This window comes from Pseudomonas reinekei, from assembly GCF_001945365.1.
Taxonomy (GTDB): Bacteria; Pseudomonadota; Gammaproteobacteria; order Pseudomonadales; family Pseudomonadaceae; genus Aquipseudomonas; species Aquipseudomonas reinekei.
This window is the reverse complement of the sequence record NZ_MSTQ01000024.1, coordinates 1-16499: the sequence shown is the minus strand read 5'-3', so window position 1 is coordinate 16499 and position 16499 is coordinate 1. Positions and strand designations below refer to the sequence as shown.

The following is a 16499-nucleotide window of genomic DNA, read 5'->3' as shown; positions in this document are numbered from 1 at the left end:
TGCCAATCCCCGACATCCCCTCTAGGAGCAATTCCCCGAGGGGACTACAATCGCCACCCCGCCTCGATGGCTGATCCAACCCGCCCATGCTGACCTGCTCCGTACACCCACTGCCCTACCGCGCCAACCCCGCCGAGTACTTCGCGGCCATTCGTCATGCCCCTGGCGCCGTACTGCTCGACAGCGGCCGCCCCAGCGCCGACCGCGGGCGCTACGACTTGCTCAGCGCATGGCCGCTGGAACAACTCACGGTTGCGCCCGACGAAAGTGGCGGCGATTTCCTGCAACGCCTTCGCGACAATCTGACTCGACTCGGTGAAGCGACTGTTCCCCATGAGCTGCCGTTCGCCGGGGGGCTGATCGGTTACCTCAGCTATGACTTCGGCCGACATCTGGAGACCCTGCCAAGCCAGGCGCTGGACGACCTGCAATTGCCGGATGCGCGTTTTGGTGTGTACGACTGGGCGCTGATCAGCGATCACCAGCAGATGACCAGCCAGTTGGTGTTTCACCCGACATTGGCCGACAGCGAACGTCAGCGCCTGATCCAGCTGTTCAGCCAACCGACTACCGAAGCGCTCATACCGTTCAAGTTGCAAACGCCGATGAATGCCGACCTGAGTGCCGATCAGTATCGCCAGGCAATCGAGCGGATTCAGCAATACATCCAGGCCGGTGACTGCTACCAGGTCAACTTCGCCCAGCGCTTCCGCGCAGCGTGCGAGGGTGATCCGTGGACGGCTTATTGCGCGTTGCGTCTGGCGTGCCCGACACCGTTTTCCGGGTTCCAGAGCCTGCCTGACGGGGGCGCCGTGCTCAGCCTGTCCCCGGAGCGTTTCGTCAAAGTCAGCGAAGGCCATGTCGAAACCCGCCCGATCAAAGGCACCCGCCCGCGTGGCCTGACGCCTGCCGAAGACTCGGCCAACGCTGCCGAACTGCTGGACAGCCCCAAGGACCGCGCGGAAAACCTGATGATCGTCGACCTGCTGCGCAATGACCTTGGCCGCACCTGCCGCACCGGTTCGGTTTCGGTGCCAGAATTGTTCAGCCTCGAAAGCTATCCGAACGTGCATCACCTGGTGAGCAGCGTGACGGGTGAGCTGGCGGATGGTCGGGATGCACTGGACCTGATCGCCGGCAGTTTTCCGGGCGGTTCGATCACCGGCGCGCCGAAAATCCGCGCGATGCAAATCATCGATGAGCTGGAACCGACCCGACGCGGACTGTATTGCGGTTCGTTGCTGTATCTGGACGTGCGCGGCGAGATGGACAGCTCCATCGCGATTCGCAGTTTGTTGGTCAAGGATGGGCAGGTGTGTTGCTGGGGCGGTGGCGGAATCGTCGCGGATTCCGAGTGGCAGGCCGAGTATCAGGAGTCGATCACCAAGGTGAAAGTGCTGCTCGATACCCTGCAGAACCTTTAGACTTTTGTGGCGAGGAAGCTTGCTCCCTCGCCACAGCTCATGCTTACAAACTCAACGTCCGATTCGAAGCCTTGATGAATTCGTGCTTCAGCGCTTCGAACGTGTGCACCGCCGGGAACTGCGGGAACTCGGCAATCACGTTATCCGGCGCATGGAACAGAATCCCTGCATCGGCCTCGCCCAGCATCGTCGTGTCGTTGTAGGAATCCCCTGCCGCAATCACCCGGTAGTAAAGCCCCTTGAACGACAGGACCGACTGACGCTTGGGATCTTTCTGGCGCAACTGGTAGCTCGTCACACGCCCTGTGTCGTCGGTGATCAGACGATGGCAAAGCAAGGTCGGGAAGCCCAGTTGACGCATCAGCGGCTGGGAGAATTCGTAGAACGTGTCCGACAGAATCACCACCTGGAAACGTTCACGCAGCCAGTCGACGAACTCAATGGCGCCGTCCAGCGGCTTGAGGGTGGCGATCACTTCCTGAATGTCCGACAGCTTCAGGCCGTGCTCGTCGAGAATCCGCAAGCGCTGCTTCATCAGCACGTCATAGTCGGGAATGTCCCGAGTGGTGGCCCTGAGGGATTCGATCCCGGTTTTTTCGGCGAAGGCGATCCAGATTTCCGGAACCAACACACCTTCAAGATCCAGACAGGCAATTTCCACAAGACACTCCCATTTGTATTGTTTATTGGTCGAGCGAGCTAAAAGACTGCCGAACTCTAGCGATTCCGCCCCCACCGCGCAACGCACGGGACGCCCCGAGCAACGCCGCTTTTTGTTACCATCGGCCCCCTATAGAGCGCCCAGCGCCACCGACCTGTAGGAAGCCGCCCTGATGAGCCCAACGTTCGACGTCGTGGAACTCGCCACGACCTATGCCAATAAATCCGCCCAGGACATCCTGAAACTCGCCTTTGCCGAGTTCGGCGATGAACTGTGGATATCTTTCAGCGGCGCCGAGGATGTGGTGCTGGTGGACATGGCCTGGAAGCTGAACAAGAACGTCAAAGTGTTCAGCCTCGACACCGGCCGTCTGCATCCCGAGACCTATCGCTTCATCGATCAGGTGCGCGAGCACTACAAGATCGACATCGAACTGGTGTCGCCGGACTACACCAAACTCGAACCGTTCGTGAAGGAAAAAGGCCTGTTCAGTTTTTACAAGGATGGCCATGGCGAGTGCTGCGGTATCCGCAAAATCGAGCCGCTGCGCCGCAAACTCTCCGGCGTGAAAGCCTGGGCCACCGGCCAGCGCCGCGACCAGAGCCCGGGCACCCGCAGCGCCGTCGCGGTGATGGAGATCGACACCGCGTTCTCCACCCCGGAACGCACCCTGTACAAATTTAACCCGCTCGCGCAAATGACCAGCGAAGAGATCTGGGGTTACATCCGCATGCTGGAACTGCCGTACAACAGCCTGCACGAGCGCGGCTTCATCAGCATCGGCTGCGAACCCTGCACCCGGCCGGTGCTGCCGAACCAGCATGAGCGCGAAGGCCGCTGGTGGTGGGAAGAAGCAACCCAGAAAGAATGCGGGTTGCATGCGGGGAATATCATCAGCAAGGCGTAACACCTACCTTCTTGCCCTGTGACATCCCCTGTGGGAGCTAGCTCCCACATTGGCCTGTATCATGCGCCAAACGAATGTGTACACACGAATGTCACCATAGGTGCCATTTATGTGTGCACTTTTTCGTTTCCACGCCCCTAAAAGTTACATTTCCTTCCCAACGCGGATCACCTGCGTTTACCCCAGATGCGCGCTAAAAATAAATACCTGTTCAAGCGGTCAATTTATATTCCTTATTTTTCAATAATTTGGCAATACGACATAACTAAACGAAATGAGCAGCGCCTTTCGTAGATATCTCCACTGGCATGGAACTGGCTTAAGTGCATGCATGTTTTGTATACAATAAATTCAAGACATACACACACTTTAGATCCGCAAGCCTGAAGCGCCCTATCCCGTACAGGCTGCAGATGCCCCGTAACCAATGATATTCGCTACGCCACGACGAAGATTTGTCGAGCCAACGCTCATGCACAGTCATCGCGGCGTCGAGCATCAGGAGCCTGCCGGAATGCGTACAAGTCTCTCAAACAACAATATTGCGCTGGATCTACCCTCCACCCACGCCACCCAGACCGCTTTTGATCAAACGCTTGAACCTCCCGTGGTTCTCAGCCCTCGCCTGCACAACAAAGACCTCGCGCCGACCAAAGCCGAGGGGCGACGCTGGGGTCGCTACAGTATTTTCGCGCTGTGGACCAATGACGTGCACAACATCGCCAACTACTCCTTCGCCATCGGCCTTTATGCGTTGGGCCTGGGTGGCTGGCAAATTCTCCTGTCACTGGGGATTGGCGCGGCGCTGGTGTACTTTTTCATGAACCTGTCCGGCTACATGGGCCAGAAGACCGGTGTGCCGTTTCCGGTCATCAGCCGGATCAGTTTCGGCATTCACGGGGCGCAAATTCCGGCGTTGATCCGTGCCGTGATCGCCATCGCCTGGTTCGGCATTCAGACGTACCTGGCCTCGGTGGTCTTTCGCGTCTTGCTGACGGCCATCCACCCCGGTTTCGCCGACTACGACCACGACTCCATCCTCGGCCTGTCGACCCTCGGCTGGATATGCTTCGTAGCGATTTGGTTCGTGCAACTGGCGATCCTCGCCTACGGCATGGAAATGGTGCGTCGCTACGAAGCATTTGCCGGGCCGGTGATTCTGCTGACCGTCGCCGCCCTCGCGGCCTGGATGTACTTTCAGGCCGACGCGACCATTGCCTGGTCAATCCGCGAACCGCTCACCGGTGGCGAGATGTGGCGCAACATCTTTGCCGGTGGCGCGCTGTGGCTGGCGATCTACGGCACGCTGATCCTGAATTTCTGCGACTTCGCCCGTTCGTCGCCGTGCCGCAAAACCATCAAGATCGGAAATTTCTGGGGCCTGCCGGTGAACATTCTGGTGTTCGCCGTCATCACCGTCCTGCTGTGCGGCGCGCAATTTCAGATCAACGGCCACATTATTGAAAGTCCTACAGAGATTATCGCCTCGATCCCCAACACGTTCTTCCTGGTCCTCGGTTGCCTGGCGTTCCTGATCGTCACCGTGGCCGTGAACATCATGGCCAACTTCGTCGCCCCGGCTTTCGTGCTCAGTAACCTGGCGCCGAAGCACCTGACGTTCCGGCGTGCCGGCCTCATCAGCGCGACCATCGCCGTGCTGATTCTGCCGTGGAACCTCTACAACAGCCCGCTGGTGATCGTGTACTTCCTTTCGGGTCTCGGTGCCCTGCTCGGCCCGCTGTATGGCGTGATCATGGTCGACTATTGGCTGCTACGAAAAGGTCAGATCAACGTGCCGCAACTGTACAGCGAAGACCCGAACGGCGCTTATTACTACAGCCGTGGGGTCAATTTGCGCGCGGTGGCGGCGTTCCTTCCCGCAGCCTTGATCGCCATCGTCCTGGCGCTGGTGCCGGGTTTCCACCTGGTGTCGCCGTTCTCCTGGCTGATTGGCGCCGCGATTGCAGGGTTGCTCTACCTGATCATCGCCAAACGCCAATCGCATTACGCCGATGTCAGCGGCGAAGCCATTGCGGTCGACAACGTCAGCCATTAACTCCATCGTGGCCCGGCAGTAGCGTCGGGCCGCGGAACCACCCGCTATAAGGACTTCCCATGCGAATTCTCGTGGTCAACGTCAACACCACCGAATCCATCACCCAGGCCATCGCCCGCTCGGCCCAGTCCGTGGCCGCGCCCGGCACCGAAATCGTTGGCTTGACGCCCTACTTCGGTGCCGACTCCATCGAAGGCAATTTCGAAAGCTACCTGGCCGCCATCGCGGTCATGGACCGGGTGATGTCCTACGACCAGCCCTTCGATGCGGTGATTCAGGCCGGTTACGGCGAACACGGCCGCGAAGGCTTGCAGGAGCTGCTCAACGTGCCGGTGGTGGACATCACCGATGCGGCGGCCAGCACCGCGATGTTCCTCGGCCATGCTTACTCGGTGGTCACGACCCTCGACCGCACCGTGCCACTGATCGAGGATCGCCTGAAACTCTCAGGCCTCTGGGATCGCTGCGCGTCGGTGCGCGCCAGCGGGTTGGCGGTGCTGGAATTGGAACACGAGCCGCAACGCGCACTCGAGGCCATCGTGCATCAAGCCGAGTTGGCGGTGACCCAGGACAAAGCGGAAGTCATCTGCCTGGGCTGCGGCGGCATGGCCGGGCTTGATGAGCAGATTCGCCAGCGTACCGGTGTGCCGGTGATCGATGGCGTGACCGCGGCAGTGACCATTGCCGAGTCGCTGGTGCGATTGGGCCTGTCGACGTCGAAGGTGCGCACGTATGCGACACCACGGCCGAAGAACATTATTGGCTGGCCGCAGAAGTTCATGCGGTAGACCGCGATGACCACGCCTCGGTCTACAGCCATGCTCAAACCGCACTGAACCGCTGCGCCAACCCCTGCTGCGCAAACTGCTCAATGATGAAATCGACAAACGCCCGCGTCTTGCCCGGCAACAATTTGTGCTCGGCGTAGTAGATCGAAATATTACCGTCATCGATGTACCAGTCCGGCAACACTCGCTGTAACGTGCCTGCTTCCAGATAATTCACTGCAAACGGCATGCTCACCAACGCAATGCCAAGGCCCTGGGCGGCTGTGGCGCAAGCGGCGTCCGAATCGCTCATGGTCATTCGCGCCTTGAGCATCAACGGTCGGCAGTGTTGGGGGCTGCTGCCAATCAACTGCCAGGAACGCACGCGTCCGGTTTGCGGCGAACGGATCAGGATGCCGTCGTGATGGTGAAGATCGTCTGGCTCCGTGATCGCTTCATGTCGCTTCAAATAGTCTGTGGAGGCCACCAATACCCGATGCGCCGGTGCCAGCTTGCGTGCGACCACGCCTTGGGGCAGCTCAAATCCGCCACCAATCGCCGCATCGAAACCCTGGCCGATCAGGTCGACCTGGCGATTGTCGAAATGCCAGTCCGGGTTGATCGCCGGATAGCGCCTTAGAAACTCGCCGAGCAGCGGCACGATATATAGCCGCCCGAAGACCGTGCCCATGCTGACCTTCAGAGTCCCCGCCGGCTGGCCTTCGGCGTTAGCCAGATGGGCCACCGCGTTCTGGATGGTCGTCAGGCTGGCACTGACCTGCCCCAAAAACAGCTGACCGGCCTCGGTTAGCGTCAGGCTGCGGGTGCTGCGCTGAAACAACCGCACCCCCAACCGCGCCTCCAGTTTGGCGACACTTTTACCCACCGCCGCCGGTGTCAGGCTCAAGCGCCGCGCGGCTTCGGCAAAGCTACCGACCTCGGCACTGCGAACAAAGCATTCGATACTGCTAAAGGTTTCCATGGTGCATCACTATAAACTTCTGGTTTACACAGACTATAGCAATTACCGTCTACTCAGCCTGCAATCCTCAATCGATACTAGGCTCCATCAACCGGGACATCTCGCCTCGGGACTTTGGAGAACGAAATGACTACTCAGAACCTCAGCGGCAAAGTGGCTTTGATCCAAGGCGGTTCCCGCGGCATCGGTGCGGCCATCGTCAAACGCCTGGCCGCGCAAGGCGCGACAGTAGCCTTCACCTACGTCAGCTCCACCGCCAAGGCCGAAGAATTACAAAACGGCATCATCGCCGACGGCGGCAAAGCCCTCGCCATCAAGGCCGACAGCGCCGACGCCGAAGCCATCCACAACGCCGTGAACGCGACGGTAGAAACCTTTGGTCGCCTGGATATCCTGGTGAACAATGCCGGCGTGCTGGCGGTGGCGCCGCTGGAAGATTTCACACTCGAAGATTTCGACCGGACCCTGGCCATCAACGTGCGCAGCGTGTTCATTGCCACCCAGGCCGCCGCCAGGCACATGACCGAAGGTGGTCGCATCATCAACATCGGCAGCACCAACGCCGACCGCATGCCCTTCGCCGGTGGCGGCCCGTATGCAATGAGCAAGTCTGCACTGGTCGGCCTGACCAAAGGCCTGGCCCGAGACCTCGGCCCGAAAGGCATCACCATCAACAACGTGCAGCCGGGCCCGGTCGACACCGACATGAACCCGGCCGAGGGTGACTTCGCCGACAGCCTGATCCCGCTGATGGCGGTCGGTCGTTACGGCAAGGTTGAAGAGATCGCCAGTTTCGTCGCCTACCTGGTCGGCCCTGAAGCGGGTTACATCACCGGCGCGAGTCTGACCATCGACGGCGGTTTTGGCGCCTGATGGTATAAACCCGATGCGGCCCGGGAGCGGACATCTCCGCTCCCACAGGGTCAATTTTTCAGGTGACGATAACTCTGTACCGCAGAACCCAGCACTACCGCACCCGCGCCAATCGCCAGCCAGAATCCGCTTCTCGCCCCGAACGCATCCACCAGCCAGCCCGACCCCGCCGCCCCGATGCCCACCCCGATACTCAATCCGGTGACCAGCCAGGTCAGGCCTTCGGTGAGTTTTGCCGGTGGCACGATCTGTTCCACCAGCGCCATGGCCACAATCAATGTCGGCGCGAAAAACAGTCCGGCACCGAACACCGCCAATGACAAACCGAGAATGTTCACCGCCAGTAACAGCGGCAACGTCGTCACCGCCGTGGCGATGCCTCCGTATAGAAACAGGCGCGGCAACGGCACTTTCGAGCGCAAGGCACCGAACGCCAGACCGGCCATGCAGGAACCGATGGCGTACACCGACAGCACAATACTTGCCGCCGCCGGTTGGCCCTGCTGTTGCGCGAAAGCTACGCTGACCACGTCCACCACGCCGACGATGGTGCCCATGGCGACCATCAACAGCATCAGCAGCTGGATGTCGACGGAACGAATGATCGACGTCGCATGATGTTCCTCATGGGGGTGCACCGCAGGCTCGGTGCTGCGTTGCGACACGAAAGCCGTGACGCCGATCGCCAACATCAACGACGCCGCCAAGGGGCCCGCTTCGGGAAACGCCACCACGCACAAGCCCACCGACAACGGCGGCCCGACAATAAAGCAGACTTCGTCCAGTACCGACTCCAGCGCATAGGCGGTTTGCAGTTGCGGCTGACCGCGATACAACTCGGTCCAGCGCGCCCGCACCATCGCCGACATGCTCGGCATGCACCCGGCGATGGCGGCGAACACAAACAACGTCCAGTTTGGCGCCTGCAAACGCGTGCACAACAACACCAGCAACAACGCCCCGCCACCGATCAGTGCCGACACCGGCAAAATCCGCCGCTGCCCAAAACGGTCCACCAGCCGCGACACTTGCGGCGCACAAAACGCCGTGGCCAATGCAAACGTCGCCGCCACCGCACCGGCCAAACCGTAGCCGCCCTGTAACTGCGAAAGCATGGTGATCAGGCCGATGCCCGTCATGGAAATCGGCATGCGCGCAATCATCCCGGCCAGCACGAAGGCCCGGGCGCCAGGGGCGTTGAACAGTTCGCGATAGGGGTTGGCCATAGGTGCAGATCTCGTCAGGGGCCTGCAAGTTGCCATAAGGCCGTATGGGGGGAAAGGGTGGAATTGTTGGTTGAATGTGAAGGCCCTCTCGCGGGCAGGCTCGCGCCCATATTTGCCCGCGAGGAAGCCAGAACAGTCACCGCACAAATGAACTCCAGCCCATCCAGACCAGTCAGCTACTTAGGTCCCTGCTTCCCGGAGTTTCGCGACAATGGCAGATCAACCCGAACGCCAAAGCCCGATCGACGCCCACGGCATCATCGGTGACATGCGCAGTGCTGCGCTGGTCAATGACAAGGGCAGCGTGGATTTTTTCTGCTGGCCGGAATTCGACAGCCCGTCGATTTTCTGTTCGCTGCTGGACAGTCCCGAGGCCGGGATTTTTCAGTTGTCGCCGGATTTGCCCGACGCCCGTCGCGAACAGATTTACCTGCCGGACACCAATGTCCTGCAGACCCGCTGGCTCAGCGATAGCGCCGTAGTGGAAGTCACCGACCTGCTGCCCATCGGTGACAGCGAGGATGATCTGCCGTTGTTGATGCGCCAGGTCCGGGTGGTCAGTGGCAAGGCAACGTTTCACCTGCGCTGCGCCGTTCGACACGACTATGCCCGCGCCACAACCCGCGCCCGCCTTGATAAAAAAACCGTAATTTTCGAAGCCGACAATCAGCCGCCCCTGCGCCTGTCTGCGGATCAGGCGTTACGCATGGAAGCCGATGCCGCCGTCGCCGAATTTACCCTCGAACAGGGCCAGAACGCCGAATTCCTGCTGGGTGCCGTCGACGATCCACGCTTCATGGAAGACGCTGCGTCGATGTGCCTGGAGCGCACCCTGAAGTTCTGGCGTGACTGGATCGGCCAGTCCAACTACCGCGGCCGCTGGCGGGAAATGGTCAACCGTTCGGCCCTGGCGATGAAGCTGCTGACCTCGCGCAAACATGGCGCCATCCTCGCCGCCGCAACCTTCGGCCTGCCGGAAACCGTCGGCGGTGAGCGCAACTGGGATTACCGCTACACCTGGATCCGTGACGCCTCGTTCACCGTTTACGCTTTCATGCGCCTGGGCTTCGTCGAAGAGGCCAACGCCTACATGCGCTGGTTGCGCGGGCGGGTCAGCGACTGCCGGGGCCAGCCGATGAAACTCAATATTCTGTATGGCATCGATGGCCGTCAGGAACTGCCGGAAATCGAACTCACGCACCTGTCCGGGCATGGCGGCGCAAAACCGGTGCGCGTTGGCAACCTGGCTTATGCGCAAGTACAACTCGACATTTTTGGCGAGCTGATGGATGCGGTGTATCTGGTGAACAAGTACGGCGAAGCCATCTCCCATGAAGGCTGGAAACACACCACGAAAGTGATCGATCAGGTCTGCGAAACCTGGAATCAGGAGGACGTTGGCATCTGGGAAATGCGCGGCGAGCAACATCACTTTCTGCACTCGCGCCTGATGTGTTGGGTGGCCCTGGACCGGGCGATCCGACTCGCCTCAAAACGCTCGCTGCCCGCCCCGTTCGCCCGTTGGGACCAGACGCGTCAGGCCATTTACGCCGACATCTGGGACAACTTCTGGAACGAAGACCTTGGCCATTTCGTCCAGCACATCGGCGGCACCGGCCTCGACGGTTCAATGTTGCTGATGCCGCTGGTGCGTTTCGTCAGTGCCAAGGACCCGCGCTGGCTGGCGACCCTGGACGCCATCGAAAAAAGCCTGGTGCGCGATGGCATGGTTTACCGCTACCGCAACGAACACACCCATATCGACGGCTTGCCGGGCACCGAAGGCGCGTTCGCCGCGTGTTCCTTCTGGTACGTCGAATGCCTGGCCCGCGCTGGCCGGGTGGAGAAGGCCCATCTGGAGTTCGAGCAACTGCTGCGCTACGCCAACCCTTTAGGGCTGTATGCCGAGGAGTTCGACAGCCACGCCCGGCACATGGGCAATACCCCGCAAGCGTTGACGCACTTGGCGTTGATCAGCGCGGCGTGTTTTCTCGATCGGAAATTGAGTGGCGAGAAGAATGTTTGGCAGCCTTGAGAGTCGGTTCGGCGCAACCTACTTCCCGCAAGACTTCAACAAAACGGGCGCCCAACACAGCTTTGACCTCTTCGAACCGGCCTCAATCGTCGAGCGGCCAGTGCTGGGCTGGAAAGGTGGCTTCAGCCGTCTGCAAGGCTGACGCTAAACCGTTCGCGATAAGCCTGCGGCGTCACGCCCATCGCCCGCAGAAAGTTGCGGCGCAGTGTTTCCTCGCTACCGAATCCGCATTGCACGGCGACCCGTTTGATCGGCACGCCGGTATCGCTGAGCAGGCGTCGTGCGGTCTCGACGCGGATCAGTTCGATGGCCCGGGCCGGGGTTTGGCCGGTTTCGGCGCGGTAGTGGCGCACGAAGCTGCGCTCGCTCATGCCCGCTTGCAGGGCCAAGCTTGGGATGCCGAGGTCCTGGGTGAGGTTTTCACTGATCCAGGCGTGAAGTTCGTCAAAGCGGCTCCCTTCTTTTTGCAGGGACAGGGTCACACTGAATTGCGACTGGCCTCCGGGGCGTTTGAGAAACACCACCAGCTGCCGGGCGACTTCCAGGGCCATGTTACGACCCAGATCGGCTTCCACCATCGCCAACGCCAGATCGATACCGGCGGTCACTCCGGCTGAGGTCCAGACCGGGCCGTCGTTGATGAAAATCGGATTGGGCTCGACCCGCAATTGCGGATGCTGCTGCGCCAACTGTTCGCATCGGGTCCAGTGGGTGACCACGCGACGGCCATCGAGCCAGCCGCTGGCTGCCAACAGGAATGCGCCGGTGCACACCGAGGACACCCGTCGGCATCCTGCTGCATGCTCGCGTACCCAGGTCACCAGTGGCTGATCCTGCGCCGCCGCGTAAACACCCCAGCCACCGGCGATGATCAAGGTGTCACTGCCCTGCTCGGGCAACGGCTCGGCCAACAATGCCAGGCCCGCTGACGAGATCACCGTCCCGCCGCCGCTGGCAATCACCGACGGCGCATACGGCGCAGGTGCGCCTTGCTGGCGGGCGATGTCATTGGCGGACGCGAACACCTGCAACGGGCCGGTAACGTCGAGCAGTTGCACATTGGCAAACGCGAGCACATGAATGATTTTCGGCATATTGGCGTAATTCGTGGGGTGATTGGCGTATACGCCAAATCCTAGGCGCCTACAGTGAAGGCGTCCACCCACTTCAGGAGAAAAACACCATGACCTTGCAGATCGGTTTTCTGTTGTTTCCACAAGTGCAACAACTCGACCTCACCGGCCCTTACGACGTGTTGGCCTCGTTGCCGGATGTGAAGGTGCATCTGATCTGGAAGGACTTGATACCCATCACCGCCAGCACCGGCCTGATGCTGAAACCGACTGTCACCTTCGACGACTGTCCGGCGCTGGACGTGATTTGTGTTCCCGGTGGCAGCGGCGTCGGGTCCCTGATGGAAGATGAGCAAACGCTGGCGTTCATCAAGGCTCAGGCTGCCAACGCGCGTTACGTGACGTCGGTTTGCACCGGTGCGCTGGTGCTCGGTGCGGCGGGCCTGCTTAAAGGCAAACGCGCCACCACTCACTGGGCCTACCACGAACTGCTGGCGCCGCTGGGAGCGATTGCGGTGAACGACCGCGTGGTGCGTGACGGCAATCTGCTGACGGGGGGCGGGATCACCGCCGGCATCGATTTTGCCCTGACTCTGGCCGCTGAGCTGTACGATCAAGCCACCGCTGAACGGGTGCAGTTGCAGCTGGAATACGCCCCGGCTCCACCGTTTCAGGCAGGCAGCCCGGAAACGGCGCCGGCCAGCGTACTGGAAGATGCCCGCAAACGTGCCGCCGGTTCGTTGCAATTGCGCGCAGAAATTACCGAACGCGCGGCCGCGAAACTCCATCGCCCATGAAAAAAAATGGCTGCGAGATGAGCATCTCGCAGCCAGATTTTTCTTGCGCCCATAAAAAAACCCGCCGAAGCGGGTTCTTCCAAGACCATTACAACTCCCTGTCGTGAGCAATCCATGCAAATGGCCGATCATCCATGATCCTGAGCACTCCTTGTGCTTCAGTGGATGGGGCCAGAATACGCATCGGATCCAAGCTGCAATAGACGACATAGTTGTTACTGCGTGTAAGACATTCGCCATAGCCCCCTTCCGAAAACCCTTAGACACCTCAGGTATGCAGCCTCGAAGCCATGCGTTCCATGACCTGCAGGCGTCCGGCACCCGCGTCCAGCGTTTCAGCCAAGTCTCAAAGGCATAGCCGTCAGCCGCCCTCACGCTCGCGGGCCTTGGCGTTTTCGACAAGAAACTGTTCGAGCCTGCTCAACTGCTCTTCCCAGCCACGGCTGTCCATGTAATACGCCTCTTTCTGGCGGACGTCGGGAATGTGTGCGAACCCCGACTCGGAAACCTTGAGCAGTGTGCCGTCCTCAAAATCTTGCAGTTCGAATTTCACCAGCGTAGTGGGCTCCTGGGAGTAGTCGATCTTCGGATTCACCGCATAAGGGTGCCAGCGAAAGGAAAACAACTGCTGCGGCTCCACCCGCTCGACCAGCACATTCCACAGCACGTGTTCGTATCCGGGATATGTCACCTGACCCTGCGTCCACTCGCCGGCAATGAAGCGCCTGCCTTCAAGCGCTACGCCGAACCACTGTCCGAACGCCTCTGCATCGACCAATGCACGCCAAACATGGGAGCGCGGCGATTTAAGCGTGATTTTGCGCTCAAAACTATTGGGTACTGGTTTCATTTGTCACCTCCTGTACTGAACAACAGTAGGCCTGTAAGACCACAAGTCCAACCCGAAAGTTGTATGAAAGCGGTTTAAGCTGTCGTAATAGTACCCCCTGGCAGCGACGCTTGCTTCGCTACACTGCCCCTCAACGCCCCCTTGTCACAGCGAGTTTCTCCATGCACCTACGCTTTCTCCTGGCGCTGACGCCATTGATGCTCACCTCCCAGACCTACGCCGCCGTGAACTGCGACAACGCCACCGACCAGGCGACGATGAACCAGTGTGCATCGCAGCAGCATGCAGCGGCCGACAAGGAGTTGAATGCGCTTTACCAACAGATTACCGACCGCCTGAAGGGTGATCCCGACCGCAAGAAGCTGATGTTGAGCGCGCAGCGTTCGTGGATTGCGTTTCGCGATGCCGAGTGCAAATTTTCGGCCTCAGGCGTTGAAGGCGGCAGTGTTTACCCGCTGATCTATCGCAATTGCGTGACGGAGTTGACCCAGGCGCGGGTTGAGACGTTCAAGACATACCTGAAGTGTCAGGAGGGGGATTTGGGATGTCCGGTGCCATCAGCCCCTTAAGTGCGATTTTTTTACAGGCACTCTGATTATCAGCGTGCCACACCTCAGGCCCGACAAAAAACGCCCGCGCGACGAGTCAGACGTGAGGGTCGACGGGGGATTTGCTGGGTGCTGCGTATTGCGGCTTCAGATGACCGTCCTGATCGAGTAGCCAGGCATCCATGATCTGCCGCACCACCGGTCCTGCGACCCGCCCCCCGGCCTCACCGTTTTCGATCATGACCGAAATCACAATCTTGGGATGTTCGGCCGGGGCAAACCCTACGAACAAGGCATTGTCGCGGTTGCGCTCGCGGGTTTTCTCGCGGTTGTAACGCTCGCCCTGCTTGATCGCCACCACCTGCGCGGTGCCGCTCTTGCCGGCGATACGATATTGCGCGCCTGCCGCTGCGGCTCTGGCAATCCCGCGGGCATCGTGCATCACCATCTGCATGCCGTGGTTGACCTGCTCCCAGTCACGCGGGTCCTTGAGCAGAATGTTTGGCATCGGGTGCTCATCCACCGGCGCGACACCGTCCACGGTCATGGCCAGGTGCGGGCGGTTCCACACCCCTTTGTTGGCAATCAAGGCCGTCGCCTGAGCCAATTGCAGCGGCGTGACCTGCATGTAGCCCTGGCCGATGCCGAGGATCACCGTCTCACCCGGGAACCATGGTTGACGGCGCGTGGCGCGCTTCCAAGCCTGGGATGGCATCAGCCCCGCCGACTCTTCGTACATATCCAGAGAGACTTTCTCACCCAGGCCGAACATCGCCATGTAGTCATGCAGGCGATCGATGCCCAGTTTGTGCGCCAGGTCATAGAAGTAGGTGTCGTTGGAGCGCATGATCGCCGCGTCCATATCCACCCAGCCATCGCCGCTGTGGTTCCAGTTGCGGTACTTGTGATCGAAATCCGGCAATTGGTAATAGCCCGGGTCGAACACCCGGGTCTGTGGCGTGACAACACCGGCGTCGAGCCCGGCAATCGCCACTTCGGGCTTGATGGTCGAACCCGGCGCGTAGAGACCGCGCAGCACACGGTTGAACAGTGGCCGGTCGATGGAGTCGCGTAGCGACGAGTACTCCTTGGAGCTGATACCGGTGACAAACAGATTTGGGTCGAAACTTGGATTGCTGACCATGGCCAGCACTTCACCAGTCGACGGATCGAGTGCGACGACCGATCCACGACGATCACCCAAGGCGTGTTCGGCGGCCTCCTGAAGCTTGATGTCGAGGCTCAGAACAATGTTTTCACCCGGCACCGGATCAGTGTGCTTGAGCACGCGCAATACGCGGCCCTGGGCATTGGTTTCGACCTCCTCGTACCCAACATGGCCGTGCAGTTGTGATTCGTAGAATTTTTCTATCCCGGTCTTGCCGATGGATTGGGTGCCACGGTATTCGACTGTATCCAGCACTTTGGATTCTTTTTCGTTGATGCGCCCGACGTAACCGACCGAATGAGCGAAATGCTCGCCCAGTGGGTAGTGCCGAACGAACTGCGGCTCGACATCCAGGCCCGGCAACCGGAACTCGTTGACCGCGAGCACCGCAATCTGCTCTTCGCTCAGCTCATAGAACAGCGTCACGGGTACGAACGGATGGCGTGCCTGCTTCATGGCCTTGTCGAACAGCGTGCGGTCTTCTGCGGGCAAATGCAGGAGGCTGACCACTTCATCCAGCTCTTCATTGACGTCGGCTGCGCGTTCGCGGGTGATGGTCAGGTTGTAGCTGGGCTGATTGTCCGCGAGCACCACGCCATTGCGGTCATAGATCAAGCCGCGGGTAGGCGGAATCGGCAGGACATGCACGCGATTGTTTTCGGAAATCGTGGAGTGATAATCGAATTCGACGACTTGTAGAACGTACAGGCGCACCACAAGCGCGCAAGTAATGGCGACGACGAACAAGGCGCAAGCCATGAGTCTTTTGTTGACCAGGCGGGTTTCTTTTTCGTGGTCTTTGATCGGAATCGGCTGGGGCATTTCTGTAGCAACTCTTTGAAAAGGGAAACGCCGATCCGTGGGCTTCGAAACAGTCCGTTAAAAAACGAGCTGCACCATACCAAAAACTGCCCGGTCACTTTAGTGCGTTTTCCTCTAACGGCGATCTCTGGCCAAGCCCCGAGTAATTGCATAGAAATCGAGGAGAACAGATTTTCCTGCGGACAAAACAAAACCCCAACTGCTTTCGCAATTGGGGTTTCGGAATTTAATCTTGACGATGACCTACTCTCACATGGGGAAACCCCACACTACCATCGGCGATGCATCGTTTCACTTCTGAGTTCGGGAT

Annotated in this window: 15 protein-coding genes and 1 rRNA gene; 9 read left to right on the top strand and 7 right to left on the bottom strand. The window is 59.9% G+C overall.

The features are described 5' to 3' along the window. The first annotated feature begins 86 nt into the window (after nucleotides 1-86). The gene (pabB, locus tag BVK86_RS26005) at nucleotides 87-1424 is read left to right on the top strand and encodes an aminodeoxychorismate synthase component I (protein ID WP_075949108.1); all 1338 of its coding nucleotides are present in this window, start codon (nucleotides 87-89) and stop codon (nucleotides 1422-1424) included. A 43-nt stretch (nucleotides 1425-1467) separates the two neighbouring features. Here pabB and thrH read toward each other — a convergent pair whose 3' ends face one another. Next, nucleotides 1468-2085 (bottom strand): bifunctional phosphoserine phosphatase/homoserine phosphotransferase ThrH, encoded by a 618-nt coding sequence (thrH, locus tag BVK86_RS26000; protein ID WP_075949107.1) that lies wholly within the window; start codon nucleotides 2083-2085, stop codon nucleotides 1468-1470. A gap of 172 nt (nucleotides 2086-2257) precedes the next feature. Here thrH and BVK86_RS25995 point away from each other — a divergent pair, with 172 nt between their 5' ends. From BVK86_RS25995 to BVK86_RS25985, 3 genes are all read left to right on the top strand, one after another. After that, complete coding sequence (locus tag BVK86_RS25995) at nucleotides 2258-2992, top strand: phosphoadenylyl-sulfate reductase (protein WP_075949106.1); 735 nt, start codon at nucleotides 2258-2260, stop codon at nucleotides 2990-2992. Nucleotides 2993-3506: 514 nt separating this feature from the next. Further along, nucleotides 3507-5048 (top strand): NCS1 family nucleobase:cation symporter-1, encoded by a 1542-nt coding sequence (locus BVK86_RS25990; protein ID WP_075949105.1) that lies wholly within the window; start codon nucleotides 3507-3509, stop codon nucleotides 5046-5048. A 59-nt stretch (nucleotides 5049-5107) separates the two neighbouring features. Continuing rightward, the gene (locus BVK86_RS25985; RefSeq protein ID WP_075949104.1) at nucleotides 5108-5836 is read left to right on the top strand and encodes an aspartate/glutamate racemase family protein; all 729 of its coding nucleotides are present in this window, start codon (nucleotides 5108-5110) and stop codon (nucleotides 5834-5836) included. A gap of 34 nt (nucleotides 5837-5870) precedes the next feature. Here the strand turns inward: BVK86_RS25985 and BVK86_RS25980 are convergent, their stop codons facing one another. Further along, nucleotides 5871-6797, bottom strand: coding sequence for a LysR family transcriptional regulator (locus BVK86_RS25980; protein WP_075949103.1), 927 nt, complete (start codon nucleotides 6795-6797; stop codon nucleotides 5871-5873). A 126-nt stretch (nucleotides 6798-6923) separates the two neighbouring features. Here BVK86_RS25980 and BVK86_RS25975 point away from each other — a divergent pair, with 126 nt between their 5' ends. Next, nucleotides 6924-7670, top strand: a complete 747-nt coding sequence (locus tag BVK86_RS25975; RefSeq protein ID WP_075949102.1) for a 3-oxoacyl-ACP reductase family protein — start codon at nucleotides 6924-6926, stop codon at nucleotides 7668-7670. A 50-nt stretch (nucleotides 7671-7720) separates the two neighbouring features. Here BVK86_RS25975 and BVK86_RS25970 read toward each other — a convergent pair whose 3' ends face one another. Then, nucleotides 7721-8896, bottom strand: coding sequence for an MFS transporter (locus tag BVK86_RS25970; RefSeq protein WP_075949101.1), 1176 nt, complete (start codon nucleotides 8894-8896; stop codon nucleotides 7721-7723). 211 nt (nucleotides 8897-9107) lie between these two features. Here BVK86_RS25970 and BVK86_RS25965 point away from each other — a divergent pair, with 211 nt between their 5' ends. Then, nucleotides 9108-10931, top strand: coding sequence for a glycoside hydrolase family 15 protein (locus tag BVK86_RS25965; RefSeq protein ID WP_075949100.1), 1824 nt, complete (start codon nucleotides 9108-9110; stop codon nucleotides 10929-10931). Then, on the top strand, nucleotides 10915-11073 hold the full coding sequence (locus tag BVK86_RS29890) for a hypothetical protein (RefSeq protein WP_157720433.1): 159 nt from the start codon (nucleotides 10915-10917) through the stop codon (nucleotides 11071-11073). Before BVK86_RS25965 ends, BVK86_RS29890 begins: the two co-directional genes overlap by 17 nt. Here BVK86_RS29890 and BVK86_RS25960 read toward each other — a convergent pair. Further along, nucleotides 11054-12025 carry a GlxA family transcriptional regulator gene (locus tag BVK86_RS25960; RefSeq protein ID WP_075949099.1) on the bottom strand — a complete coding sequence of 324 codons (972 nt, stop codon included), beginning with the start codon at nucleotides 12023-12025 and terminating at the stop codon, nucleotides 11054-11056. The genes BVK86_RS29890 and BVK86_RS25960 overlap by 20 nt on opposite strands. Nucleotides 12026-12114: 89 nt before the next feature. On the opposite strand from BVK86_RS25960, the gene inhA reads away from it, so the two are divergent. Beyond that, nucleotides 12115-12801 (top strand): isonitrile hydratase, encoded by a 687-nt coding sequence (inhA, locus tag BVK86_RS25955; RefSeq protein ID WP_075949098.1) that lies wholly within the window; start codon nucleotides 12115-12117, stop codon nucleotides 12799-12801. A gap of 361 nt (nucleotides 12802-13162) precedes the next feature. Here inhA and BVK86_RS25950 read toward each other — a convergent pair whose 3' ends face one another. Continuing rightward, nucleotides 13163-13651, bottom strand: a complete 489-nt coding sequence (locus tag BVK86_RS25950; protein WP_075949097.1) for an SRPBCC family protein — start codon at nucleotides 13649-13651, stop codon at nucleotides 13163-13165. A 161-nt stretch (nucleotides 13652-13812) separates the two neighbouring features. Between BVK86_RS25950 and BVK86_RS25945 the strand changes: the two genes are divergently transcribed. Continuing rightward, entirely contained in the window at nucleotides 13813-14220 is a 408-nt protein-coding gene (locus BVK86_RS25945; protein WP_075949096.1) for a lysozyme inhibitor LprI family protein, read from the top strand. A gap of 76 nt (nucleotides 14221-14296) precedes the next feature. Here BVK86_RS25945 and mrdA read toward each other — a convergent pair whose 3' ends face one another. Next, nucleotides 14297-16189, bottom strand: coding sequence for a penicillin-binding protein 2 (mrdA, locus tag BVK86_RS25940; RefSeq protein ID WP_075949095.1), 1893 nt, complete (start codon nucleotides 16187-16189; stop codon nucleotides 14297-14299). Between the two features lie 230 nt (nucleotides 16190-16419). After that, a 5S ribosomal RNA gene (gene rrf, locus BVK86_RS30625) occupies nucleotides 16420-16499 on the bottom strand; the annotation flags it as partial.